Below are 19,842 nucleotides of genomic sequence, written 5' to 3'. Positions count from 1 at the left end.
CCGCTGCTCGACCTGTTCCCACGGCCGACCGAACCGGTCGATGGGGCGTACGCTGATGTCCGGAGTGCCGGGAAGCCTGGTCGGCGTCGTCGACGCGCGAACAGGAGCCGGCCGTGATCGAGACATCGGGCCTGACCAAGCACTATGGCGACGTCGTCGCGGTGGACCGGGTGTCGCTGCGCATCGAGCCCGGCGAGATCTACGCCCTGCTCGGCCTCAACGGCGCGGGCAAGACGACCACCATCCGGATGCTGCTCGGCATGGTCCGCCCCACCCGCGGCACCGTGTCGGTGCTGGGTACCGAGGTATGTCCAGGCGAGCACGCGGTCTGGTCCCGCGTCGGCTATCTCGTGGAGACCCCGGCGGCCTACCCGGAGCTCACCGTCACCGAGAATCTCCTTGTCGCGCAACGACTGCGCGGCCGGACCGCTCCGCAAGCCGTCACTGACGTGATCACCCTGCTCGGCCTGACCCCCTACGCCGACCGGCGGGCGGGCACGCTCTCGCTGGGCAACGCGCAACGCCTGGGCCTGGCGAAGGCGTTGCTGCACAAGCCCGATCTACTGATCCTCGACGAGCCCGCCAACGGCCTGGATCCCGCCGGGGTCGCCGAGATCCGCACGCTGCTGCTCGACCTCAGCCACGAGCACGGCGTCACCGTGCTGCTGTCCAGCCACATACTCACCGAGGTCGCCCGGCTCGCCACCCGCATCGGCGTCATCCACAACGGACGTCTCGTGCACGAGCTCACCCCACACGACATCGCCACCCAGACGCGTCCCCGGCTGAGCGTGACCACCCTGGACCAGCACACCGCCGGCGTCGTCCTGCGTTGCGCGGGCTTCTCTCCCGAGCCGGACGGCGACTCGGGCTTCCGGCTCACCGACGACAGCGCCGTACGGCATCCGGAACTGGTCGCGACCGCGTTGGTGGCGGCGGGATGCCCTCCCACGCGCCTCGCGGTCGAGCAGGACGATCTGGAGACCTGCTTTCTCCGCCTGGTCGGCGGGCGATGAACGCGGCCTGGACGGAGTGGCTGAAGGCACGCCGCTCGCACGTGCCGTGGGTGACGCTGTCGGCGTTCACGGTCATCGCGTTCGTGGGCGCGTTGTTCATGTTCATCCTGCAGGACCAGGACCGCGCCCGAGACCTCGGACTGCTCGGGACGAAGGCCTCACTCGTCGGAGGCGACGCCACCTGGCCCACCTACTTCGCGTTGCTGGCGCAGACCACGGCCGTCGGCGGCTTCATCGTCTTCGGGCTCGTGCTGACCTGGATCTTCGGCCGAGAGTTCAGCCAGAACACGGTCAAGGACCTCCTGGCGTTGCCGACGACGCGGACCGCGATCGTCACCGCGAAGTTCGCCGTGGCCGCGGTCTGGTGCTCGGCGTTGTCGGTCTACGTCTACGGGCTCGGCCTGGTGGCGGGCGCGATACTGCGACTGCCCGGCTGGTCCGCGGCCGTCGCGGCCGCGGGACTGACGAAGCTCCTGGCGACCGCACTGATGACCATCCTGCTGACGACTCCCATCGCACTGGCGGCCAGCGCCGGCCGCGGCTACCTGCCCGGCATCGGCATGATGATCACGGCGACGTTCCTGGCGCAGATCGTCGCCGCGCTCGGCTACGGCCACTACTTCCCATGGTCCGTGCCCGCACTGTTCAGCGGCCTCGCCGGGCCCGGCCGCGACGCGCCGGGGGTCATTGGTTACGCGTCGGTGGCAGTGGTGGGCCTCGGCGGCGTGCTCACCACCGTGGCCTGGTGGCGGAATGCCGACCAAGCCAGCTCCCATTGACCAGAGCTTGTAGACCGTTCGGGTGAAGTAACTATTCGAACCGGGGCGGACCACTACCCGTAGTGGGTGCCACCGAGCAAGGATTGCGGCGTGCAATCCCGGACTGCGGCACTGGGCTCCGCGGCGTTCTTCGTCATCGCTCCGGGCACCGTGGCCGGCCTGATCCCCTGGCTGCTGACCCGCTGGCGGGTCGAGCGACCGGTGTCGTGGTGGCTCCCGTTCCAACTCCTCGGCACGGTTGTCGTCCTGGTGGCGCTGGCCGTGCTGGTGTCCGCGTTCGTGCGATTCGTGCGCGAGGGCTTCGGCACACCCGCGCCCGTCGCGCCACCGGACCGCCTGGTGATCGGCGGCTTGTATCGATATGTGCGCAACCCGATGTATCTGGCGGTGCTGTCCACGATCGTCGGCCAGGCGCTCCTGTTCGGACAGTGGGTTCTCGTCGCCTACGCCGCTGTGGTGACCGCCGCGTTCGCCGCGATGGTGCACTGGCACGAGGAACCCGAGCTGAGCCGCAACTTCGGCGACCAGTACACCGAATACCGCAAGCCGTTCCCGGCTGGCTGCCGCGCCTGCACCCTTGGCGGCCGAACTGATCCTCAGTGGACAGTTCTCTTCCGCTTCGAGCTCCTTCTCCACCCTCCACCCGTCCACAGGTAGATGCCGACGACGACCGCCGCGACAACACCCAGGCCCAGCAGAGCATCGGAACCTGAACCTTCGAAGTCCCGAGACGGGGCGTTCTGCGCGACGTTCTGGGACCCGCGTCCATCCGGTGCGACTTGCCCAGCTGTTGGCCGCGCCGATCCCGGCGGGGAAGCGGCCACCGTGGCGAGCGGGATGGCCTGCGTGTCGGTGAAGTCGACCATGCCGGTCGCCTCCAGTACCTGGATGTGGTCCAGCACGACTTCCATGCAGCGCTTGGCGAAATCACGGATGAGCGTGTTACGGGTACCGGTGCGGACCACGGCCAGGAACTTGTAGACGCCGCCGTGCGCGGCACGCAGCCGGTTGGCGAAGACCCGGTCGAACTCGACGCTCCGCGCGGGCGCCGCGGTCATCTCGGCAATCCAGCCCCGCTGGTCGGCGTTGGGTTCCGTCGGCAGTTCGACTCCCAGCGCGCGACCGAGCTCGAGCACCTTGCGATCCAGTTCCTCGTGCCCGCCGACCAGATGCCGGCCCGCCTCCCGCACTCGCGGATTGGCCGACTTCTCCATGCCCAGGCGACCGCCCGGCCCCTCCCACAGACCAGCCAGCCGCACCTTCACCAGCATGTCGCGACCCGCCGGCCCCAACGGCCCGAACGGCGTCTGCGTGTAGCCGGGACCGAACTGCGGCTGGGCGCCTGCGGCCGGAACCAAGACCAAACAGGTAGCCAACAGTGCGAGCACCACCCGACAGAGGCGAATGATCACCGGTTCGTCTCCTTTCGTGGCCCTGCGGAACACGGATGCCAACGGGAAGGAATACGGACGAATCGGTCAGGGCAGATTATTGCCCAGTGCAAACGTTATCTTTTCGTTACCCAACGCAGACTGTGCAGTAGTGCGGGCCCAGGGCGCGATCCGACCCCTTCCAGCCATCCTTCGTCGCCTGCATCCACAGCAGGCCCCACGCACTGGGGCCATCGTCGATCCTGCGCGACCGGCCGCAGCCGTCGCAGACCAGAACGGTCTCCGCGGTGTCGCTGGCACTCGGCATGCCCGTCACAGGAGGTTGCTGCCCTTTCGGTCGACCGGAGCAGGCACCGGCCGTTCCTCGGCGGCCGGCGCCTGGTCTTCCCCGGCATCGCTTGCGCTAGGGCCACGCCACCGTGGTGACAAGCCCGCAGCGAAAGCTTGCCTGACAACGCCTTCATTGATGCACAGGGCAACCTTACGAACTCCTTCCGAAGGCACGCCAAGACGCTCACGTGCGGAGACCATGGCAGCGTGATAGAAGCAGCACTGGAAACCAACGAGGATCGGCAGGACATGAACGTCTCCGTGCTGCTTGTGGATGACGACGAGCGCATCCGGCAGGCGCTCGGTCTCGCACTGACCGACGAGGGATTCACAGTCGAGGAGGCGGAGTCCGGCGAGGATGCGCTGCGGCAGCTCGATTCAGCCGGGTTCGACGTCGTGCTGCTCGATCTCATGCTGCCCGGCGTGGACGGGCTCGACGTGTGCCGCATGCTGCGCTCACGCGGGGACCTTCCGATCATCATCGTGACCGCGCGGACCGACACGCCCGACGTGATCGCGGGGCTGGAGGCCGGTGCCGACGACTACGTCACGAAACCACTGATCGCCAGCGAGCTCGCCGCACGCATCCGGGCCCTGCTCCGCCGCCGGGGAGGCGGCAGGCAGAACACGTCGCTGACGATCGAGGACCTCGAGATCTGGCCTGACGAGGGCGTAGTACATCGCGCGGGCGAGGAGCTCTACCTGACCCGCACCGAGTTCCGGTTGCTGGTCGAGCTCGCCGCGGCCGAAGGCCGCATCGTCACCAGGGAGCAGCTACTGCAACGAGTGTGGGGATACGACTACTACGGCGACACCCGCCTGCTCGACGTCCACGTCCGGCGCCTGCGGATGAAGGTCGAGCGCAACCCCGACCAGCCCGCCGTCGTGCTGACGGTGCGCGGCGCCGGTTACAAGATCGGCCCACCTCGATGATCCGACCGGTGTTACGCCTGTCCCTGCGCTGGCGGGTCGCGGCGGCACTGGGGCTCGGATCGTTCCTCATCACCAGTGTGCTTGCCGTCGCCACATGGAATCTCGCGTCGGACTACATGCTGCGGCAACGCCTGCAGGGCGCAACCCGGCAGGCCGAGGTCAACGTCCGGCTCGTCGACGAGTCCCTGCGCTCCGGCTCGGACGGACTCACCGAGTTGCTCACCGGCCTCACCACCGATCCCGACTCGACGATCCTGCTTTTCCAATCCGGTCAGGTCGTCACCAGCGGGCGCCAGATCCATCCGGACGTGCTTCCCGCCCAGTTGCTGACGCTCGGTCGCGACGGCGTGCCCGCCAGGCAGCGGATCCGTGCCGACGGGATTCCGGTGCTCGCGGTCACCCAGCCCATCGACACCGCCGACGGCGTCTACGTCGAGCTGTTCCCACTGGTGCAGATCGATCGAACCTTCCGGTTCCTCAGCGGGCTCCTGATCGCGGGCACCGTGCTGAGCGGACTGCTCGGCGTCGCGCTCGGCTGGTGGGCGAGCAGACGGGCCCTGCGGCCGCTGACCGAGCTCACCGGCGCCGCCTCACGGATCGCCGGCGGCGACCTCAAGTCGCGCCTGCCGATGCACGCCGACCCGGACCTCGCCCCTCTCGCGGCGACCTTCAACGCAACCGCCGACGCACTCGAGCGACGTGTAATGCGGGACGCGCGATTCGCCGGCGACGTCAGCCACGAGCTGCGTTCCCCGCTGACGACCATGGTCAACGCCGCCGCCGTGCTGCGCCGCAGGCAGGCCGAACTCCCCGGCACGTCTGGCAAGGCACTCGAACTTCTCACGTCCGAAGTGGACAGATTCGCCCGCATGGTGGTCGATCTCATGGAGATCACGAGAGACGACCAGTACGGTGACGGTGACGCATTCGAGCAGCTCGACGTGGGGGATATCGTCCGCAACATCGCCGCGCTGAGGCTCACCGACTCCACCGAGGTGGTCGTCGATTCTCCCTCACCAGTCGTGCTCGGCGACCGGCGCCGGATGGACCGCGTGGTCGGCAACCTCCTGGAGAACGCCGAACGGCACGCCGGGGGTCCGGTCCGGGTCGCGGTACTGCATCGGGACGGGAAGGTCAGGGTGGAGGTCGACGACGCGGGCCCCGGCGTGCCGGAAGACCTGCGGACACAGGTGTTCGAGCGCTTCACACGCGGCTCGAGGGCGGGTCGCCGCGGCAGCGACACCGGCAGCGGGCTCGGCCTGGCCCTGGTCGCGGAACACGTCCAGCGGCACCACGGCAAGGTGTGGGTCGAGGATCGTCCTGGGGGTGGAGCGCGCTTCGTCGTCGAGATTCCGGAGGCCCAGCCATGAGGACCACAGCGGCGGTGATCCTTTGTGTGGCGCTGACCTCATGCGGAGTGTCCACACAGGACCAGCCAGAGCGCCTGACCCCGGTGCCGACCGCCAACGCGCCCACACCAACGGTGAACGAGCGGCCAGACCCCACCTCGACGTCGACGCCGAGCAGCTCACCAGCCCCGTCGACGACTGCGCCATCGTCGCCGTGACCGATCGTCAGCGACTCGTCAGGTCGCTGCAGCGCGGCCTCAGCGACGATGAGACAAATCCGCCGAACCACGTGAGGACTTCGTCTTGCCCCGAAGCCGATCCATGCCAGCCGACGCGGAAGTCGTCTTCGACGTCGTCACCGACCTCGAGTACATGACGACATGGCTGCCCAGGTCGATCGAGGTCGAGCTGTCCGGCCCGAACCTCGTCCGGTTGTGGTTGCCGGGCGCGGATCACGATATCGATCTCGAACGGCAGGTCTCGATCGACTGGGAACGACTCCGCATCGACTGGGGCATCGACTCGACCACCAGCTACTCGGGCTCGCTGCAGGTCCTGCGCCTGGCACCGGACCGCAGCGCGGTCACGGTCACGGTCGAGATCACCGGCGCCGAAGGCGTGCCGCGCTGCCGTGTCGAGGCCTGGGTCGAGGAAGCCCTCGGCGCACTGGAAACGGTGATCGCCGCCGAACCGCGTCCGCCAAGTCGCCCGGCCGCGGGGCACTGAAACCGGTGCCACTGGGGTACAACAGTGGCATGACTCGGTCCAAGCTCGACACGAGCGACGTCGACGCGCTCACCGACGCGGTGCTCACCGCCTCCCGCCTGCTCGTCGCCGTGTCCGCGCAATCCATCGCGGCCGCCGACGACACGATCACGCTCCCGCAGTTCCGCGTGCTCGTCGTCCTGGACAGCCGTGGACCGATGAAACTCACCACCCTCGCCGATCTGCTCGATGTGAACCCGTCCACGGCCACGCGCATGGTCGACCGGCTGCTGATGACCGGGCTGCTCGCACGCCAGCCCAACCCGGCCTCGCGCCGCGAGGTGGTCGTCGAACTCACCCTGGAGGGCCGCAAGCTCGTTCGCGGAGTCACCCGCCGCCGGCGCGTCGCGATCGGCCGGATAATCGCCCGCATGCCGGAAGACAAGCGCCGCGGTCTCATCGAGGCGCTCAACGCGTTCAGCGAGGCGGGCGGCGAACCTCTGGTCAACGCCTCGGCGGGAGACCTCGGCTGGATCTGACACCAGCCATACTGGGGGCAATCTTTGCTCTGTGCATGATTCAGCGCACAGGGCTGACGCCGGGCCGGACGAGCACGTCGCCCGTGTCCGGGCTGACCGACTTCCGCAGCATCCCCTTGATGACCGGTACACGTGCGAGCTTCAGGAACATGTCGCGGGCGAGGATCCGCCACCGGGTCGACGGCGCCATCCACTCGATGAACCGGCGACCGAACTCCTGGGTCTTCGTGGCGACCGGCCGCATTCGGTCCTGGTAGCGCCCGAGTGCGGTCTCCACCTCCGCATCGGCCTGGAGTTCCTCGGCCAGGACGAAGGCCGCGGTCACCGCGAGCGAAGCGCCGTGACCGGCGAACAGCGACACGGCCTGGCACGAGTCGCCCAGCAGCACGACCCGGCCTTCGTGCCACGAGTCGAGTTCGACCTGGCACACCTGGTCGAAATAGAGATCGTCCGGCAGAGCGCGCAGCACCTCGGGCGTCACCCAGCCGAAACCGGCGAACTCCTCGCGCAGCGCCGCGCCCGCATCGCGTGGCAGGTCCCACTCGTTGCTGCGGTACAGGAACAGCGCCGCCAGCACGCTGTCACGCATGGCGTAGCAGCCCATCATCCGGCCGGGCACGGTCAGCATCTGGTAGCGGGGACCGATCCGCGCGCTCAGCTCGGCGTTGTCCGTGGTGAACGCCGCCGTGTGGTAGCCGAGATAGCGCACGAACCGCTCCTCCCGCCCGAACACGAGCTCGCGTACACGTGAGTGCACGCCGTCCGCGCCGACCAGCAGATCCGCGTGTTCCACGCTGCCGTCGGTCAGTGTCACACGCACTCCCCCACCGATCTCCTCGATCTGGTCGACCGTGACGCCGAACCGCACCTGAGACCGCAGGTGCTCGTACACCGTTCGCGCGAGGTCACCGCGCGGCAGACTGATCACGTCGTCCGCGATCATGTCGTACGAGGACTCGTCGAGCTCGCTCCTGCGCCGCCCCTCGTGATCGACATAGGTGACACTGGAGATCGGCGCGCGGAGTCGTTTCAGCTCGTCCAGCAGACCCATTCGGTCCGCAACCCGGTAGCCGGGCCCGAAGAAGTCGATCATGTAGCCGCCTTCGCGGAAGGCGGGCGCCTGCTCCAGCACGAGGACATCCCATCCCGCGCGTTCCAGCCACCAGGCCAACGACACACCCGCGATCCCCGCTCCGACGATCACAGTTCTCATCGAGCCCTCCCCTGTTCAGCCAGTAGTCGCCGCAGTGGTGCGGCGGCCGCCCCCAAGTCGAGCGCCGGATCGAGTGCGCTATGCAGCAACAGGCCGTCCAACGAGGCGGCGAGCAGCATCGCCAGCGCGTCGGAGTCGTCACCGTGACCATGCACTCGCAACCACTCACTGACCGCCGCACGGAACTCGGCGACCAGTTCCGCCATCGACTCGCGCAACACGGGCAACCGGTTCGCCGCGAGGAACGCCTCGGCCATCAGCAGCGAGGCCGGGTCGGTCCCGGAGTACCGGCCGAGCTCGGCGAGCATCGACCCGACTCCCTCGGCCGCACTCGGCGCGGCCCTCAGCACCACACCGAACTCCGCCAGCACCTGCCGCGCGAACCGGACGGTCGCGGTCGTCAGCAGGTCGGCGACCGACGCGAAGTGGTAGTGCACGAGCGCGGGATTGACTCCCGCGCGTTGGGTGACCAGCCGCGTCGTCACAGCTCCCCAGCCCACCTCACCGACCAGCACGACCGCGGCGTCGAGCAATCGTTCCCGCGTTCGCTCGCCGCGTTCCGCCGAACCGCCGGCCACCCAGGCACTCGACTTGGGCACGTACCCAAGCTACGCCCATTCATTTGCATAATGCAAGTGTTGTATGGCACAAGTGTTCGTATCTGCCTGCGTTCAGACCCTCCGCATCCCTCTGAACAGGACATCCGCCAGACTGGCGACGACGACCACGCCACCGAACACCAGCTGGTTGACCCGCACGACGTCATCCGCCTTGTCGCCGGCCGACACGAACGGCGCAAAGAGCAGGCACATCCCCAGCACCCCAGTGGCGATGCTGAGCCAGGGCACGACCAGCGGAGCAACCGCGCCGATCACGCCGAGCACCATCACCAGTACCGCGAGCAGGATCGCGGTCCGATACGGTCTGAACCCGCTTGCCGCGGCGGAGAAGTCGATGAGCAGGGGAGCGATCGTCAGCCAGATGCCGGCCAGGAAGTTGACGACACCGACCCTGCTCGCGACCACTCGGTCAGATGTGCGCACAACACAATAGTTGCTCTCTGCAATTAACGATTGCAACATATCGTCAGCAGTTCGCAAGGTGCGGCCGGTGCCATCCGCTCCACGGAAGGGGATACCTCGACTTCTGGCAGCTCACCTTCTGAGCCGTACGCCTTGGTTCCGGCCCAACCTGCGCCTTCCGCAGGTGGGGTCCACGTTCAGAAGGTGAGCTGCCAGAAGTCCACGTAGCCACGGTCCCGATAGCGGTATATGTCCTGCACTTTCAGCCTCCAGACGCCGTTCGCTACCTCGGTGGAAGCGTTGAGGACGTAGGTGACGGCCACGTTGTTCGTGGTGTCGGTCTTCACCGAGTTCTTCAGGCGATAGGCGCTGCCGTCCGGCGCGACCAGGTCCAGGATGAGGTCACCGCGGGCGGTGTGCTTGATGTCGACGCTCACCCTGAGATCAGTGGAAGCATTGCCCGGCCGACCCACCACCGTGATCGGGCTGAACACCGTTCCAATGCCGGGAATCGCGACATCGGTCGCCGTGCTGAACGCCGACGGCGGTTGCTCGACCGCCACGCCACCGGTGTGCAGCAGCCGGTTCGGCGAGCCGGTCATGGCGTTCTTGACGATGTCGGCCGTGGCGCTGTTCACCAATGCGTCACCGACCTCCGCCGGGGTAGCCGTCGGGTTGACCGCCAGGTAGAGCGCGGCGGCACCCGCCACGTGTGGCGTCGCCATCGAGGTCCCGCTCATCAGCCCGGCCGAGAGGTTGCTGGAGAACGTGGACGAGGTGATACCCACACCGGGGGCGAAAATGTCCACACAGGTGCCGTAGTTGGAGAACGAAGCCTTCGTGTCGGTCTTGTCCACCGCCCCCACGGTGATCGCCTCGGCCACGCGAGCCGGCGATACTGTACAGGCGTCCTGGGCGACACCCTCGGCGTTTCCGTTGCCAGCAGCCACGGCATACGTGATGCCCGAGGCGATCGAGTTGCGTACCGCCTGGTCGATCGCCGAGTTCGCGCCGCCACCCAGACTCATGTTGACCACGGCGGGCTTCACCGCGTTCGCGGCAACCCAGTTGATGCCGTTGACGATCCATTCGCTGGTGCCCGAGCCGAGACAGTTCAGCACCCGCACGGCGACCAGCTTGACCTGCTTCGCCACCCCGTACGTGGTGCCGCCGACCGTACCCGCCACGTGCGTTCCGTGCCCCTGGCAGTCCTGGCCGTCGTACCCGTCACCGACCGCGTCATACCCAACGCTGGCACGGCCACCGAACTCGGCGTGCGTGGTCCGGATACCGGTGTCCAAAATGTACGCGGTGACGTTGTCGGCTGTGGTCGCGAAGTCATACTTGGTATCCAGCGGAAGAGCGCGCTGATCGAGACGGTCCAAACCCCACACCGCATCAGTCTGGGTGTCGGCCAGCTCCACCTCGACAACCTGCTCGACATATGCGACGCGGTCATCCGCGGCGAGGCGCCGAGCCTTTTCCTCGGTCATCTGCACCGAGAAGCCCTTCAGCGCCGCCGACCACGTGTGACGGAGCCTGCCACCGTGCCGACGCGCCAACTCCTCGCCGATCTCCGACGAGGGCTCGTCGACATTGTCCTCAAGCACCACGATGTACTGGTCACGAACAGGCATTCCGTGCACCGGCAAGACCGGATCGTCCCCGGTGGCGTCAGCCACACCTACCACACCGGTCAGTCCGACCACTGCGACGGCCAACGTCGTGCCAACACGTGAAGCGAACATCGTCGATCTCCCCTGTGACACCAACTCCTGCGGCGATTCCAGGCTCGACCAACTCGCGGAAGCCCGCACTTGGTTTCGGGTGCAGATCGGGTGCAACTCGGTTGCAGGTAGCTCCGAGCACCATCTCGACCGCCGACAAATACCAATGAAAGGCCCCTGCGCACGACCACGCGAGCAGCACCGCGCCGCATGTCGGATGCCCAGGTTGTGGCGCCATGTCGAGCCGGGTGCACAGCCACTACCAGCGCACGGTGTCCGACTCGGCGATCAGCGGGCGGGAGACTCGGCAGCGTCGACCATGCGCACCTGAGCCGCTGTTGCGCTACCGCGAGGGCACCCCGATCTCGAGTCGCCGCTACGACCACCTCTGGGAACGCATCGGCACCCACCTCCCCTGGGTCGCCACCCGCAACATCTCCACCCACTGGCTGCGCCACACCACGCTCACCTGGGTCGAACGCCACTTCGGACACGCCATCGCCCACGCCTACGCCGGCCACACCGACAACCACCACCACCACCACGACAGCACCAGCGTCTACACCCGCGCCCAACTCCCCGAAATCGCCGCCGCACTCGCCGCCCTGGTCAGCGAAACACACCCACTCGCCGAGAAACCCTTTGAACCAGGCGTGACGCCATGAACGAGCAAACCGTTCCCCTCTTCGTGCCGCCGCACGCCGCCACCCCGGTGAGCGACGGCACGAACCAACCTCCCCTGCCCCAGCTGATCATTCCGCCAACGCCCACGACAGCCGTCATCAGCATCGCGAGAATCGATCACTCCGGCCGCGTCGCCGCCATCGACCAGATCACCGCGCTCGACTGGAGAATCGGCGACACAACAATCGCATCCCTCAACGCCTCAGCGATCACAATTCGCCGATCAACCGAGGGAAACGCCAAAATCGACTGTCGACGCCAGATCCTCATACCGGCCGGCGCACAAACACAGTTCCGGATCCACACCGGTGACAAGCTCCTCGCCGCCGCTCCCGACAACGACGTCCTGATCGCATTCCCAGCCACAACACTGGGAACGATACTGGCCGCTCACCTCATCAACCACCCCCCGGCCATAGGAAACTGCAACCAGGAAGCGATCCGCGTGTGCTCACCACGCCACTACAGAATCGCATGACCATCCACATTGGACATACGCCACGACGACACGTCCACCGGACACGTACACCACCTGAGCCCCGACGTGCATCAGTTCACGCCAGATCGTTGCGCAAGCCCACGTCCGTACCCGCGAGTCAGAAGGTTCACGAGGCCCCATCTCCCGCCGCGGCACCGGTCCTGGTAACGTCTTCCGGTGTGCAACATTCCCCCAAAGCGGGGAGATGTCCCCAGTCGGTTCGGTGTCCACAAGAGATTCACAGCGGGCGGATCTTCCCCAATCCGGGGTTGCATCCCCACTGTGAGAGCTCAAGTCCCCCCTCGGACATTCGCACTATTCACACGAGCCGCGAGATTGATGGACACATCAGCCTCGCGGCTCGTGTGCGTGAAGCGGACGTGCAGGTCAAGGTCTTCGTACAACGCTGCCAGGCTCTCGTCCTTCGCTTCCGCCAGCTTCGCGCCGACGTCGCCGAGTCCGTCGATCATGGCGTAGATGTCAGCGTCCGTGATCGTGTTGGGCGCGGGCGTTCCCTCCAGTTCAGCGCGCGCGGCCGCCCGTACTGCCTGGGCCTCGTTGATGGCCTCGACGAGCGCCGCCGGGTCCACGCCCGCCTTGATCGCGTCCTGCAGCCGAGTCAGTTGTGTTTCCGCCTTGGCAAGGCCGATTCCTCGCAGCCTCACGCCCGTCCGGCTGAACTGGTCCACGATCCTGCGCGGCGACGAACAGCGCCACCGTTCGATTAACGTTCTCCGGTGCGAATACAGTCGGATAATTCTTCGGACACAAACGGGCAGCCTACGTCGAGACCAGCGTCGTGAGGGCTCCGCCGATCAGGTGGTCTGACCAATCGGTCATGCACTTTGGAAATACCACGAGGTTTGAGACTGGCAACTGAGATTGATCACCTCTCCCGAATGGGCCGTGCGTGTGGGACATGGCGGCTCGAGTGGGTCCCGACGATTCGCCGAGAAGTCGTCGGACCGGACGTGGCGGTGCGGGTGTTAAGCCCGAAAGGCGTCCGACGGCTGTCCTGCGACGGGAGCAACATGCGGCCACGTCGAACACCCCCTTCGGTTGTCGGTCCGCGTCCGGCTTCCAGACCAAGCGTTGGAGTTGGTGTCGAGCTGGGCGGCCTCGGTCTGTGCGGTGTAGACAGGTTTGAAGGCTTTGGCGATGGCGTCCCAGTGCTGACGTCCGGCGTAGCGGAAACTGTTGCGCAGCAGGTGCACGATGCAGGTCTGGGTGATCGTCTGCGGGCCAGACGGTGGTGATCGCGTCGGGCAGGCTGACCGTCGGCCGTGCACTGAGACAGACGCCGGTCGCCAGGCGGCAGCTCGCGGACGCCCAGTGTCCGAGGGATCGGTGTCCTCCAGTCGTGGGCGTCCGCACCCTTCGGCTTGAGCCGCGCGAGGGTGCGCGTGAACGCGCCCGGCACGATCACGTCGCCGACGTCGTCCACCACGCCAGTGACGGCGACGAACGCCTCAACGGTGCCGTCGTCATCGGGATCCGCGGTGCCCAGGCGTGAACGTGCTGGTCATGGAGTTGATTCTCCGTTGGCGCAGTAGTAATCCCGCGCACGCGCGCGGACATCCAAGTAGCCTCCCGGCACGACGTTCTCGCCGACTTCGTGAGACAGGAAGACATAGGTGGATAAGGGAGAGGTGGCCGCCTGGGTCGCGGCGCTCGTCGCGATCGGCGCTGCCTGGATCGCGATGCACAACGCGAACTCAGCGAGATCCCAGGCTGGCTCAGCGATGAAGCAAGCCGCCGAAGCGGAGAAAGCACGCGTCGCCGCCGAGGAGAGTGCGGCCGAGGCCCGCAAGGCGAACGAGTTCATGCGAGAGAAGGACGCGCGCGAGCGGGCCGAGCGCGACGCAGCGGAAGTCGCCGAGGCGCGCAAGATCAGAGTGGAACGGACTGGGGGTGGAGGTCTCTGGATCAACATCACGAACCACTCGACCTCCCAGGTGTTCGACCTGGTTCTGAACAGCGTCGTGCCCGTTGAGGATCCGAGTCATCAATGGCGCTTCAACTCGCGCGTCTTCGGTCTGCGTGAAGTCGCGCCAGCTCTCTACCCAGGCGAGGAGAAGCGTTGGCCCGTCGAATTCGTGTCACCGACGGGCGAGATGAAACGCATGGTGGGTAACCGCTACGACATCGTCTTCAGCTTCACCGATGGCAGCGGGCAACGGTGGCGGCGAACCAACGATGACACGCCAGAACGCGTGAGCTCCACCTTGGGGTACGCGCCGCACGAGAGCCAAGCATCCGCGGCTCCGACGGAGCACGACATCAGGTTCCAACTTCTCAGCCTGATCGTGGACCGCAAGCGCAGCGACACACCCATCGATGTCCCTCTGCTGCCCCAGGAACTAGGGCTGGACGAAGCACTGGTCCGGCGGTGCCTAGAGCATCTGCACGCGGAGAGTTTGATCATTGCGATGAGAGGCGACGACGGCATCACAGCCATCAGCGGACCAACGCCGGGAGGCGTTCGACTCGTCGAAGGGCACTAGCTCTAGCGGACCCTTTTATAACGCAGGCTGGACACCACAGCAGCGGACGACGCGGCCGGCGGATGATCGGCACATACCGAGCCGTACCTCGCGAAGTACAGCCACACACCCCCGACGTTGATCACATACGCGTCCGCCACTCGACCGCGACTGCCGCGAGGTGCCAAATAGAGCTCCACCACTACGCGCCACAGGTAGACAACCACGAGAGCGGTACACCGACCGACTACGCCAGAAGTTGTTCGGGCACTCTGGGGAGGTACTCAACTCAACGCCTCCGCCTGGACGGCGCCGACTCGGCAGGTGGCTCAGCGCGGGTCACCAAGATGTTGCGCTCCGCTTCGACCTACCGGTCTAGATGGGTCGACTCAGGCGACATGCCGGTGGCGGCCTGGTTCGATGGTCAGTCATGGCGATGGTGACCCAGTCCGAACTGCGCGTATCCCCTCAGCTGTTGCATATCGCGATCGACCTCGGCGAGCGACCACCTCTACCGAAATTGGGCGAGCAAGTCGAAGCATTGACGAGAATCTCCGAACACGCGATCAAGGTAGTGGACACAGCCACGAGACTCGCCGATGAACGTGCCACAAGCACGTCGCCCGGCACATTCCGTCCACCCAGATGGGAAAGAACTTCCGGTATGCGGGTGATCCGAACTCATCTGTCAAGCCCATGGGTAACCGTGCTGGGTTCGGTGGCCGAGAAGTCGACGCCGATCGCGTACTCACTGGCTGGACTTTATAGCCTTCAACGACTGCTCGTCATGCTTATGGCGTACCAGCGGCACCGGCTCTACCTTGAGGAGCGCCGTGCGTTGATGCGGCGTCACGCGGAAGCAGAGCTGGAGGAGCGAAACGTAGACCCCGCCGAACCCCAGTCGCACGACGCGGTCACCGAACTGCTCGACCACGCGTCATTAATGACGAGCGGTGCCGTCGACAAACTTGGCCCCGTGCTCGAAGCGGAGATCATCGAGGCAGACGATCCGCGCGCCACCGGCGCGAGCTGATGTGCAACTTCGCGGTGAGTTCATCACCGGTGGCCCGCGGGGCATCGCGGTCGTCGAGGGCACGCGCGCCATCGCCGCGTTCCGTCAGTTCGCCGGTGGCACGGACCCGTCGAGAAGACGACGCCACGCACCATACGCGGCGACTTCGGCCTCGAGGTCCAGTTCGACCTCGTGCACGGCTCGGATTCGCCGGAGTTGGCCGAGCGCGAGATCAAGCCCTTGTCTCTCACCCCGTGCCGGCCAGTAGCTGGCCGAGCACGGTTTGCTGTCCGGGCCAATGCTGTAACAGAAGCAATGTCCATCGGGTTCGAGCAGGCCGGGCGGCCGCCGGTGCTGGTCATGGCGTCGGGCTACTCGCGGATCACAAGCCGCAGCGATGGCCGTGCCGTCGCCGGCAACGTCTGTCGGTAGAACTTGGTCTGCTTCTCCGTGTTTACCACCACGCGACGCTCGTCGCCTTCGATCACGCCGAGTTCCCGCAGCGACTTGCCGGCCACGCGCGCCTCATCGGACAACCAGCCCTGGTCGAAGTCCAGCTCCACGATTCGATCGCAGGAGTGAGCGCCCGGCTGCGGCACGCTGTAGTTGATCTGTGCGGCCTTGCCGCCTTCGCCGGGACCAAACTTCGCGAGCTTCTCCGCCACCACCGGAACAATCAGGTCGTCGAGCGCCATCACGTCTCCCCTCGGGCAATCCCTTGAGCTGCCAGCATCCGTGAGCCCGGTTGCGAGGGAAATACGGAGAACCACGTAGCGGCAGCCCGCCGGTCACTGTCCAATCGAGACGATCGTGAACGGGGCCCAGTGGTGGGGATGGTTGTACAGAGTACCTTCGTGTTCCGTCGCACCTAGGTCACGGACGCGTTGTGACGCCGCGGCATCCTCTCCATCGAACGTCCTGAGAAACCTACAGGCCTGCCACAACGCTTTCAGATCGGACGCACCGGCCACTCGGCGACGATGGAACTCCGTCATCAAGAGAGCCGCAGACGTGTCGTTCACCGCCCAAGAGGTGACGACAGCCGCCCGTGCTCCCGCGGCGAGCAGGGCCCTGCCGAAGCCCAGCAGTTCATCGCCGCGCACTGCAGCACCGGTGCCGGTGTGGCAGGCGCTCAGCACGACGAGATCAGCGGACAACTGTTGCCCGACAAGGGCACCGACCGTCAGCTGCGCACCACCCGCCAACGCGATCGCCGACGCCAGAGGAGCGTCCGCGGCCAGGATGCCGTGGGTGGCCAGGTGGACCACGGACGCCTCCGGCAGCCGTGGCAACACCCGATCAAGCGTGGCGTCCGGCCCGATCAACGGCTCCACGTCACCCAACACTCGCGCCACGGCAACAGCTTCGCTCTCGGCGCCAGGCAGTGACGAGAGCGCCACGGCAGGCTGGTCCGGGCCTGGTCTCCAGGACATCGCCTGCGGGTTGCCGACGACCAGTGCGTGGCCGTTCCCGGTCCGAGCCCGCTGTGGCAGGCAAAGCATGCTCGCGCTCGGCAACACCGAGATCGGCTGTGCCGCACCGAGCGGCTCACCGCGCCAAGGCAGTACGGCGAACGGAAGTCGCATGGTCGCGCCACCAGGTACGACGAACAAAGAGCCACACTGCTCGATCACCTCGTCGAACGGCTCCACCAGCAGCTTGGCCAGACGCTGGGCCGCGGGCAGGTAGTCACCTCCCGTCGTGCAGGCGGCCAGGACCTCGTCCACGAGCCGATCAACCAGTCCACGGTCCACAGTGAACTGCTTCGACGCGACCATTCCGCCGTCTGTCACGGCCCAGCACATGACATCCGTGCTTCCCATCACGTACTGGATCAGCGCGGCATCCGCCGGCAGCGCGCCGGATACCATGTCCAGACCGGTGACATCCGCCTGCGGGTTCACCGCCCGCCAGTACCCCGGATCTACCTGCCGCAGCTCGGTTTCGACCGCGTCCAAGGAGTCGAGCGCCGTGGTGAGAAGCTGTCTCAACGTGCCCAGGCGGTGCTCGGGCAGGCCTTCTTCACCTGCCTTTCCCAGCCGTGACTGGGCCAGCGCCACTTCGGCGCTCGCGGCTCTCCACCGCGTCACGAGGTCTCCCGGCAGGCCGGTGGTGTCCAGCTCTTCGTTGGCGGTCATCAGGTCCAGCAACGCGCGGGCCCTGGCGCGCTCGGCGTACGAGAACGCGGCCTGCTCGTCGCCCATCCGCAACGCGAGCCGGATCCCGTCGAGGTAAAGGTCCTGCACGTCTTTCAGTGCGAACAATGAACTCTTCGCGTCGTCCGGTCGTAGCCTGGCACGCACGAGTTCGACGTCCGCCAGCGCCAGGTCCATGGTGTTCTTCGCCTCGGGAAGGCGGTTCTCCAGAGCGAGGAGCCTGCCCTCCAGCCCGAGATGCTTCCAAGCCGGCCCCAACCCTGCCCACCACGGATGCACTCCAGTGAGAGCGTCTCGGTGGAACCGTGCACGCTGCGAGTTCTCAACCACGACTTGAAAATCCATTGCCTGCACATGCAGCATCCTCGCCTCCGTGCTGGCGGCCGGGACACCCCGCAAGGCCCGCGTCACGTGGCGCTCGAACACGTCCGAGGCACCCGCGTTGTCACCCTCGTACGCCATGACCATGGCTTCGTTCTGGTCTCGTTGCTCGATCGGCATTTGCCGCGCTCTGGCACGAGCCTCTGCGAACAGTTCGGCGGCAGCCGAGGCATCACCCCGCATCTGAGCCGCGCGAGCCCGGTAGAGCAGACCAGCGACGGTCGTGGTCAAGGTATCGGCAAGGCTCAGCAACCACTCGGCGATCGTGCGCTGGCCGTCGGACATGCCGTCCATTTCCGTGCGCAACGGCTCGACTGTGTCGCGCAGGATCCGGCTCGCTCGTTCCATGCCCGTCTCGTCGCCGATCATGTTGGCCAGCATGTGCATGCGTGCGGCCAGAAACGCTTTCCGAGTTCGCTGCGGGTCGAAGACTCCCTTCGGGGCGTCCGATGGCTGTGCGCTGGCCTCCAGAGCTTCCTGCAGTGCGACCCGCGCAGCGGCCACTCGACCGAGCGAGGCGGCGATCTCGCCATTGTCGACGATCGTGCGCAGGTGCAGGTCTCGCTCGTTGAGGCTCTTCCAGAGCCGCCGCGCCAGCCCCAACACGGCCTGAGCGCGTTCCGGTTGCTGTCCCTTTCCTGCCCAGTGCCGTGCCATGCGCACACAGAGCAGCCCTCGCCCGAACATCGCAGCGTGGCCCACCGACTCATGCACCGGGCCAGGCTCGAAGTCCTTGGGAGCCCGGTCGTTCGTGATCGCGGCCAACGCCACGTGTGTCGCGGCCACCGTGGCGTCCAGCCACCGGCCTTCCTGTTCGAACACGACTCGAGCGTGTTCTGCCATCTTCAACGCCTGAGCGACGTCACCGGCCTGCAGAGCAAGATAGCTGCGGCGGAGTTCGACGGCGGCCAGTCCGGCGCGATCTCCTGCCCTCTCGTACAGCAGAGCGGCCTCACCGTACGCGACCTCGGCCACCGCCACGTCCGCCTTCGTGCCATCGAACTCGGCCGCCTCGACGACGTCCGGGAGCTCGTTGCCGACGGACGCGCTCATCTGCTCGAGCGCACAGTTCCAGTTGAGCGGCGAGGTGAACGGAGCCGCATGCCAGTCGCCCCGCACGAGCCACGCTACCGCCTGCCCCACTGCGTCTCCCGCGAGCCTGCGGCGAGCGAGCTCCCACTGCTCCTCGGCGACGTCGTGGCGCCACGCCCTCTTCCCCAGATCTGCCGCGAGCAGATGCACGAACCCCGACAGGTCCGGCCGCTCAGCGGTTCGCCGCTGCGCCTCCACCAACACTTCCGACGCCATGTCGAGCGCCATCCCCCCGAGCTCCGGCGTCTGCACGAAGGCGTACTGGGGCAGCGTGGCTCGCCATCCGCGGAGTTCTGACACGAGGCAGCCGATGATCCACTCTTCAACGCCTGCGGAGTCGATGCCGTCCAGACCCGGCCGGTCCAGCACCTGTTCGCCCACCTCCGTCAGGGGGCGCGCGGTGCCGTCGGGCAGGGCCATCCAGTTGGTGTCCCAGGCGAACCGGCGCCAGGCCTGTGTCGTCACGGCCACCCTGCCCCCCGACGTGATGCGGTCGATCAGGCCACCGGGCAGGGTTTCGACCGATGTACCAGCCATCCCAACACCTCCGCA

General features: G+C 66.7%; 20 protein-coding genes and 2 pseudogenes. 13 read left to right on the top strand and 9 right to left on the bottom strand.

Annotated elements, in window-relative coordinates; genetic code table 11:
- Positions 1-113: 113 nt before the first annotated feature.
- The 3 genes from QSK35_RS01190 to QSK35_RS01180 all read left to right on the top strand — a co-directional run bounded on the left by QSK35_RS01190 (position 114) and on the right by QSK35_RS01180 (position 2,452).
- Positions 114-1,016 carry an ABC transporter ATP-binding protein gene (locus tag QSK35_RS01190; RefSeq protein ID WP_285741321.1) on the top strand — a complete coding sequence of 301 codons (903 nt, stop codon included), beginning with the start codon at positions 114-116 and terminating at the stop codon, positions 1,014-1,016.
- Positions 1,013-1,795 carry an ABC transporter permease gene (locus QSK35_RS01185; RefSeq protein WP_285741319.1) on the top strand — a complete coding sequence of 261 codons (783 nt, stop codon included), beginning with the start codon at positions 1,013-1,015 and terminating at the stop codon, positions 1,793-1,795. The genes QSK35_RS01190 and QSK35_RS01185 overlap by 4 nt, the downstream gene beginning before the upstream one ends.
- 90 nt (positions 1,796-1,885) lie before the next feature.
- Entirely contained in the window at positions 1,886-2,452 is a 567-nt protein-coding gene (locus QSK35_RS01180; protein WP_285741317.1) for a methyltransferase family protein, read from the top strand.
- Here QSK35_RS01180 and QSK35_RS01175 read toward each other — a convergent pair.
- Positions 2,392-3,207, bottom strand: a complete 816-nt coding sequence (locus QSK35_RS01175) for a DUF4142 domain-containing protein (RefSeq protein WP_285741315.1) — start codon at positions 3,205-3,207, stop codon at positions 2,392-2,394. The two genes, QSK35_RS01180 and QSK35_RS01175, sit on opposite strands and share 61 nt — an antisense overlap.
- Before the next feature lie 558 nt (positions 3,208-3,765).
- Here QSK35_RS01175 and QSK35_RS01170 point away from each other — a divergent pair.
- The 4 genes from QSK35_RS01170 (at position 3,766) to QSK35_RS01155 (ending at position 7,042) form a co-directional block, all read left to right on the top strand.
- Positions 3,766-4,449, top strand: coding sequence for a response regulator (locus QSK35_RS01170; protein WP_285742434.1), 684 nt, complete (start codon positions 3,766-3,768; stop codon positions 4,447-4,449).
- The gene (locus QSK35_RS01165) at positions 4,446-5,819 is read left to right on the top strand and encodes a HAMP domain-containing sensor histidine kinase (protein ID WP_285741314.1); all 1,374 of its coding nucleotides are present in this window, start codon (positions 4,446-4,448) and stop codon (positions 5,817-5,819) included. Before QSK35_RS01170 ends, QSK35_RS01165 begins: the two co-directional genes overlap by 4 nt.
- A gap of 300 nt (positions 5,820-6,119) precedes the next feature.
- The gene (locus QSK35_RS01160) at positions 6,120-6,524 is read left to right on the top strand and encodes an SRPBCC family protein (RefSeq protein WP_285741312.1); all 405 of its coding nucleotides are present in this window, start codon (positions 6,120-6,122) and stop codon (positions 6,522-6,524) included.
- A gap of 29 nt (positions 6,525-6,553) precedes the next feature.
- Positions 6,554-7,042 carry a MarR family winged helix-turn-helix transcriptional regulator gene (locus QSK35_RS01155; RefSeq protein WP_285741310.1) on the top strand — a complete coding sequence of 163 codons (489 nt, stop codon included), beginning with the start codon at positions 6,554-6,556 and terminating at the stop codon, positions 7,040-7,042.
- Positions 7,043-7,082: 40 nt separating this feature from the next.
- Here the strand turns inward: QSK35_RS01155 and QSK35_RS01150 are convergent, their stop codons facing one another.
- From QSK35_RS01150 to QSK35_RS01135, 4 genes are all read right to left on the bottom strand, one after another.
- On the bottom strand, positions 7,083-8,255 hold the full coding sequence (locus tag QSK35_RS01150; protein WP_285741308.1) for an FAD-dependent oxidoreductase: 1,173 nt from the start codon (positions 8,253-8,255) through the stop codon (positions 7,083-7,085).
- Positions 8,252-8,854: a TetR/AcrR family transcriptional regulator gene (locus QSK35_RS01145; RefSeq protein ID WP_285741306.1), complete on the bottom strand. Its 603-nt coding sequence runs from the start codon at positions 8,852-8,854 to the stop codon at positions 8,252-8,254. The genes QSK35_RS01150 and QSK35_RS01145 overlap by 4 nt, the downstream gene beginning before the upstream one ends.
- 72 nt (positions 8,855-8,926) lie before the next feature.
- Complete coding sequence (locus QSK35_RS01140) at positions 8,927-9,298, bottom strand: SPW repeat domain-containing protein (protein WP_285741304.1); 372 nt, start codon at positions 9,296-9,298, stop codon at positions 8,927-8,929.
- A 176-nt stretch (positions 9,299-9,474) separates the two neighbouring features.
- Positions 9,475-10,914: a S8 family peptidase gene (locus QSK35_RS01135; RefSeq protein WP_285741302.1), complete on the bottom strand. Its 1,440-nt coding sequence runs from the start codon at positions 10,912-10,914 to the stop codon at positions 9,475-9,477.
- Positions 10,915-11,240: 326 nt separating this feature from the next.
- Here QSK35_RS01135 and QSK35_RS01130 point away from each other — a divergent pair, with 326 nt between their 5' ends.
- A complete protein-coding gene (locus tag QSK35_RS01130) occupies positions 11,241-11,669 on the top strand; it encodes a hypothetical protein (RefSeq protein ID WP_352242998.1) in 429 nt (142 codons plus the stop codon).
- Positions 11,666-12,166 carry a hypothetical protein gene (locus QSK35_RS01125; RefSeq protein ID WP_285741301.1) on the top strand — a complete coding sequence of 167 codons (501 nt, stop codon included), beginning with the start codon at positions 11,666-11,668 and terminating at the stop codon, positions 12,164-12,166. The genes QSK35_RS01130 and QSK35_RS01125 overlap by 4 nt, the downstream gene beginning before the upstream one ends.
- 290 nt (positions 12,167-12,456) lie before the next feature.
- Here QSK35_RS01125 and QSK35_RS01120 read toward each other — a convergent pair whose 3' ends face one another.
- Positions 12,457-12,855, bottom strand: coding sequence for a hypothetical protein (locus QSK35_RS01120; RefSeq protein ID WP_285741299.1), 399 nt, complete (start codon positions 12,853-12,855; stop codon positions 12,457-12,459).
- Between the two features lie 423 nt (positions 12,856-13,278).
- Positions 13,279-13,435 (bottom strand): annotated as a pseudogene (locus QSK35_RS01115) (transposase); the annotation flags it as partial.
- A gap of 91 nt (positions 13,436-13,526) precedes the next feature.
- Here QSK35_RS01115 and QSK35_RS01110 point away from each other — a divergent pair.
- The 4 genes and pseudogenes from QSK35_RS01110 to QSK35_RS01095 form a co-directional block, all read left to right on the top strand.
- A complete protein-coding gene (locus tag QSK35_RS01110) occupies positions 13,527-13,679 on the top strand; it encodes a hypothetical protein (RefSeq protein WP_285741297.1) in 153 nt (50 codons plus the stop codon).
- A 136-nt stretch (positions 13,680-13,815) separates the two neighbouring features.
- On the top strand, positions 13,816-14,670 hold the full coding sequence (locus QSK35_RS01105) for a hypothetical protein (protein ID WP_285741295.1): 855 nt from the start codon (positions 13,816-13,818) through the stop codon (positions 14,668-14,670).
- A 409-nt stretch (positions 14,671-15,079) separates the two neighbouring features.
- Positions 15,080-15,682 carry a hypothetical protein gene (locus QSK35_RS01100; RefSeq protein ID WP_285741293.1) on the top strand — a complete coding sequence of 201 codons (603 nt, stop codon included), beginning with the start codon at positions 15,080-15,082 and terminating at the stop codon, positions 15,680-15,682.
- A 16-nt stretch (positions 15,683-15,698) separates the two neighbouring features.
- Positions 15,699-15,898 (top strand): annotated as a pseudogene (locus QSK35_RS01095) (nucleoside-diphosphate kinase); the annotation flags it as partial.
- A 134-nt stretch (positions 15,899-16,032) separates the two neighbouring features.
- Here QSK35_RS01095 and QSK35_RS01090 read toward each other — a convergent pair.
- Positions 16,033-16,356 carry a hypothetical protein gene (locus QSK35_RS01090; protein ID WP_285741291.1) on the bottom strand — a complete coding sequence of 108 codons (324 nt, stop codon included), beginning with the start codon at positions 16,354-16,356 and terminating at the stop codon, positions 16,033-16,035.
- A gap of 93 nt (positions 16,357-16,449) precedes the next feature.
- The gene (locus QSK35_RS01085) at positions 16,450-19,827 is read right to left on the bottom strand and encodes a CHAT domain-containing protein (RefSeq protein ID WP_285741290.1); all 3,378 of its coding nucleotides are present in this window, start codon (positions 19,825-19,827) and stop codon (positions 16,450-16,452) included.
- Between the last annotated feature and the right edge of the window lie 15 nt (positions 19,828-19,842).

Source organism: Lentzea sp. NBRC 105346 (assembly GCF_030269605.1).
Classification (GTDB): domain Bacteria; phylum Actinomycetota; class Actinomycetes; order Mycobacteriales; family Pseudonocardiaceae; genus Lentzea.
The sequence above is the reverse complement of the archived record's forward strand: the minus strand, read 5'-3'. Positions and strand labels throughout refer to the sequence as shown.

What these genes read in the sequence shown, in the direction of transcription:
- QSK35_RS01185 (WP_285741319.1), top strand. Translation starts at nt 1,013, where the DNA reads ATGAACGCGGCCTGGACGGAGTGGCTGAAGGCACGCCGCTCGCACGTG.
- QSK35_RS01170 (WP_285742434.1), top strand. Translation starts at nt 3,766, where the DNA reads ATGAACGTCTCCGTGCTGCTTGTGGATGACGACGAGCGCATCCGGCAG.
- QSK35_RS01165 (WP_285741314.1), top strand. Translation starts at nt 4,446, where the DNA reads ATGATCCGACCGGTGTTACGCCTGTCCCTGCGCTGGCGGGTCGCGGCG.
- QSK35_RS01160 (WP_285741312.1), top strand. Translation starts at nt 6,120, where the DNA reads ATGCCAGCCGACGCGGAAGTCGTCTTCGACGTCGTCACCGACCTCGAG.
- QSK35_RS01155 (WP_285741310.1), top strand. Translation starts at nt 6,554, where the DNA reads ATGACTCGGTCCAAGCTCGACACGAGCGACGTCGACGCGCTCACCGAC.
- QSK35_RS01150 (WP_285741308.1), bottom strand. Translation starts at nt 8,255, where the DNA reads ATGAGAACTGTGATCGTCGGAGCGGGGATCGCGGGTGTGTCGTTGGCC.
- QSK35_RS01135 (WP_285741302.1), bottom strand. Translation starts at nt 10,914, where the DNA reads ATGCCTGTTCGTGACCAGTACATCGTGGTGCTTGAGGACAATGTCGAC.
- QSK35_RS01130 (WP_352242998.1), top strand. Translation starts at nt 11,241, where the DNA reads ATGTCGAGCCGGGTGCACAGCCACTACCAGCGCACGGTGTCCGACTCG.
- QSK35_RS01125 (WP_285741301.1), top strand. Translation starts at nt 11,666, where the DNA reads ATGAACGAGCAAACCGTTCCCCTCTTCGTGCCGCCGCACGCCGCCACC.
- QSK35_RS01100 (WP_285741293.1), top strand. Translation starts at nt 15,080, where the DNA reads ATGGCGATGGTGACCCAGTCCGAACTGCGCGTATCCCCTCAGCTGTTG.
- QSK35_RS01090 (WP_285741291.1), bottom strand. Translation starts at nt 16,356, where the DNA reads ATGGCGCTCGACGACCTGATTGTTCCGGTGGTGGCGGAGAAGCTCGCG.
- QSK35_RS01085 (WP_285741290.1), bottom strand. Translation starts at nt 19,827, where the DNA reads ATGGCTGGTACATCGGTCGAAACCCTGCCCGGTGGCCTGATCGACCGC.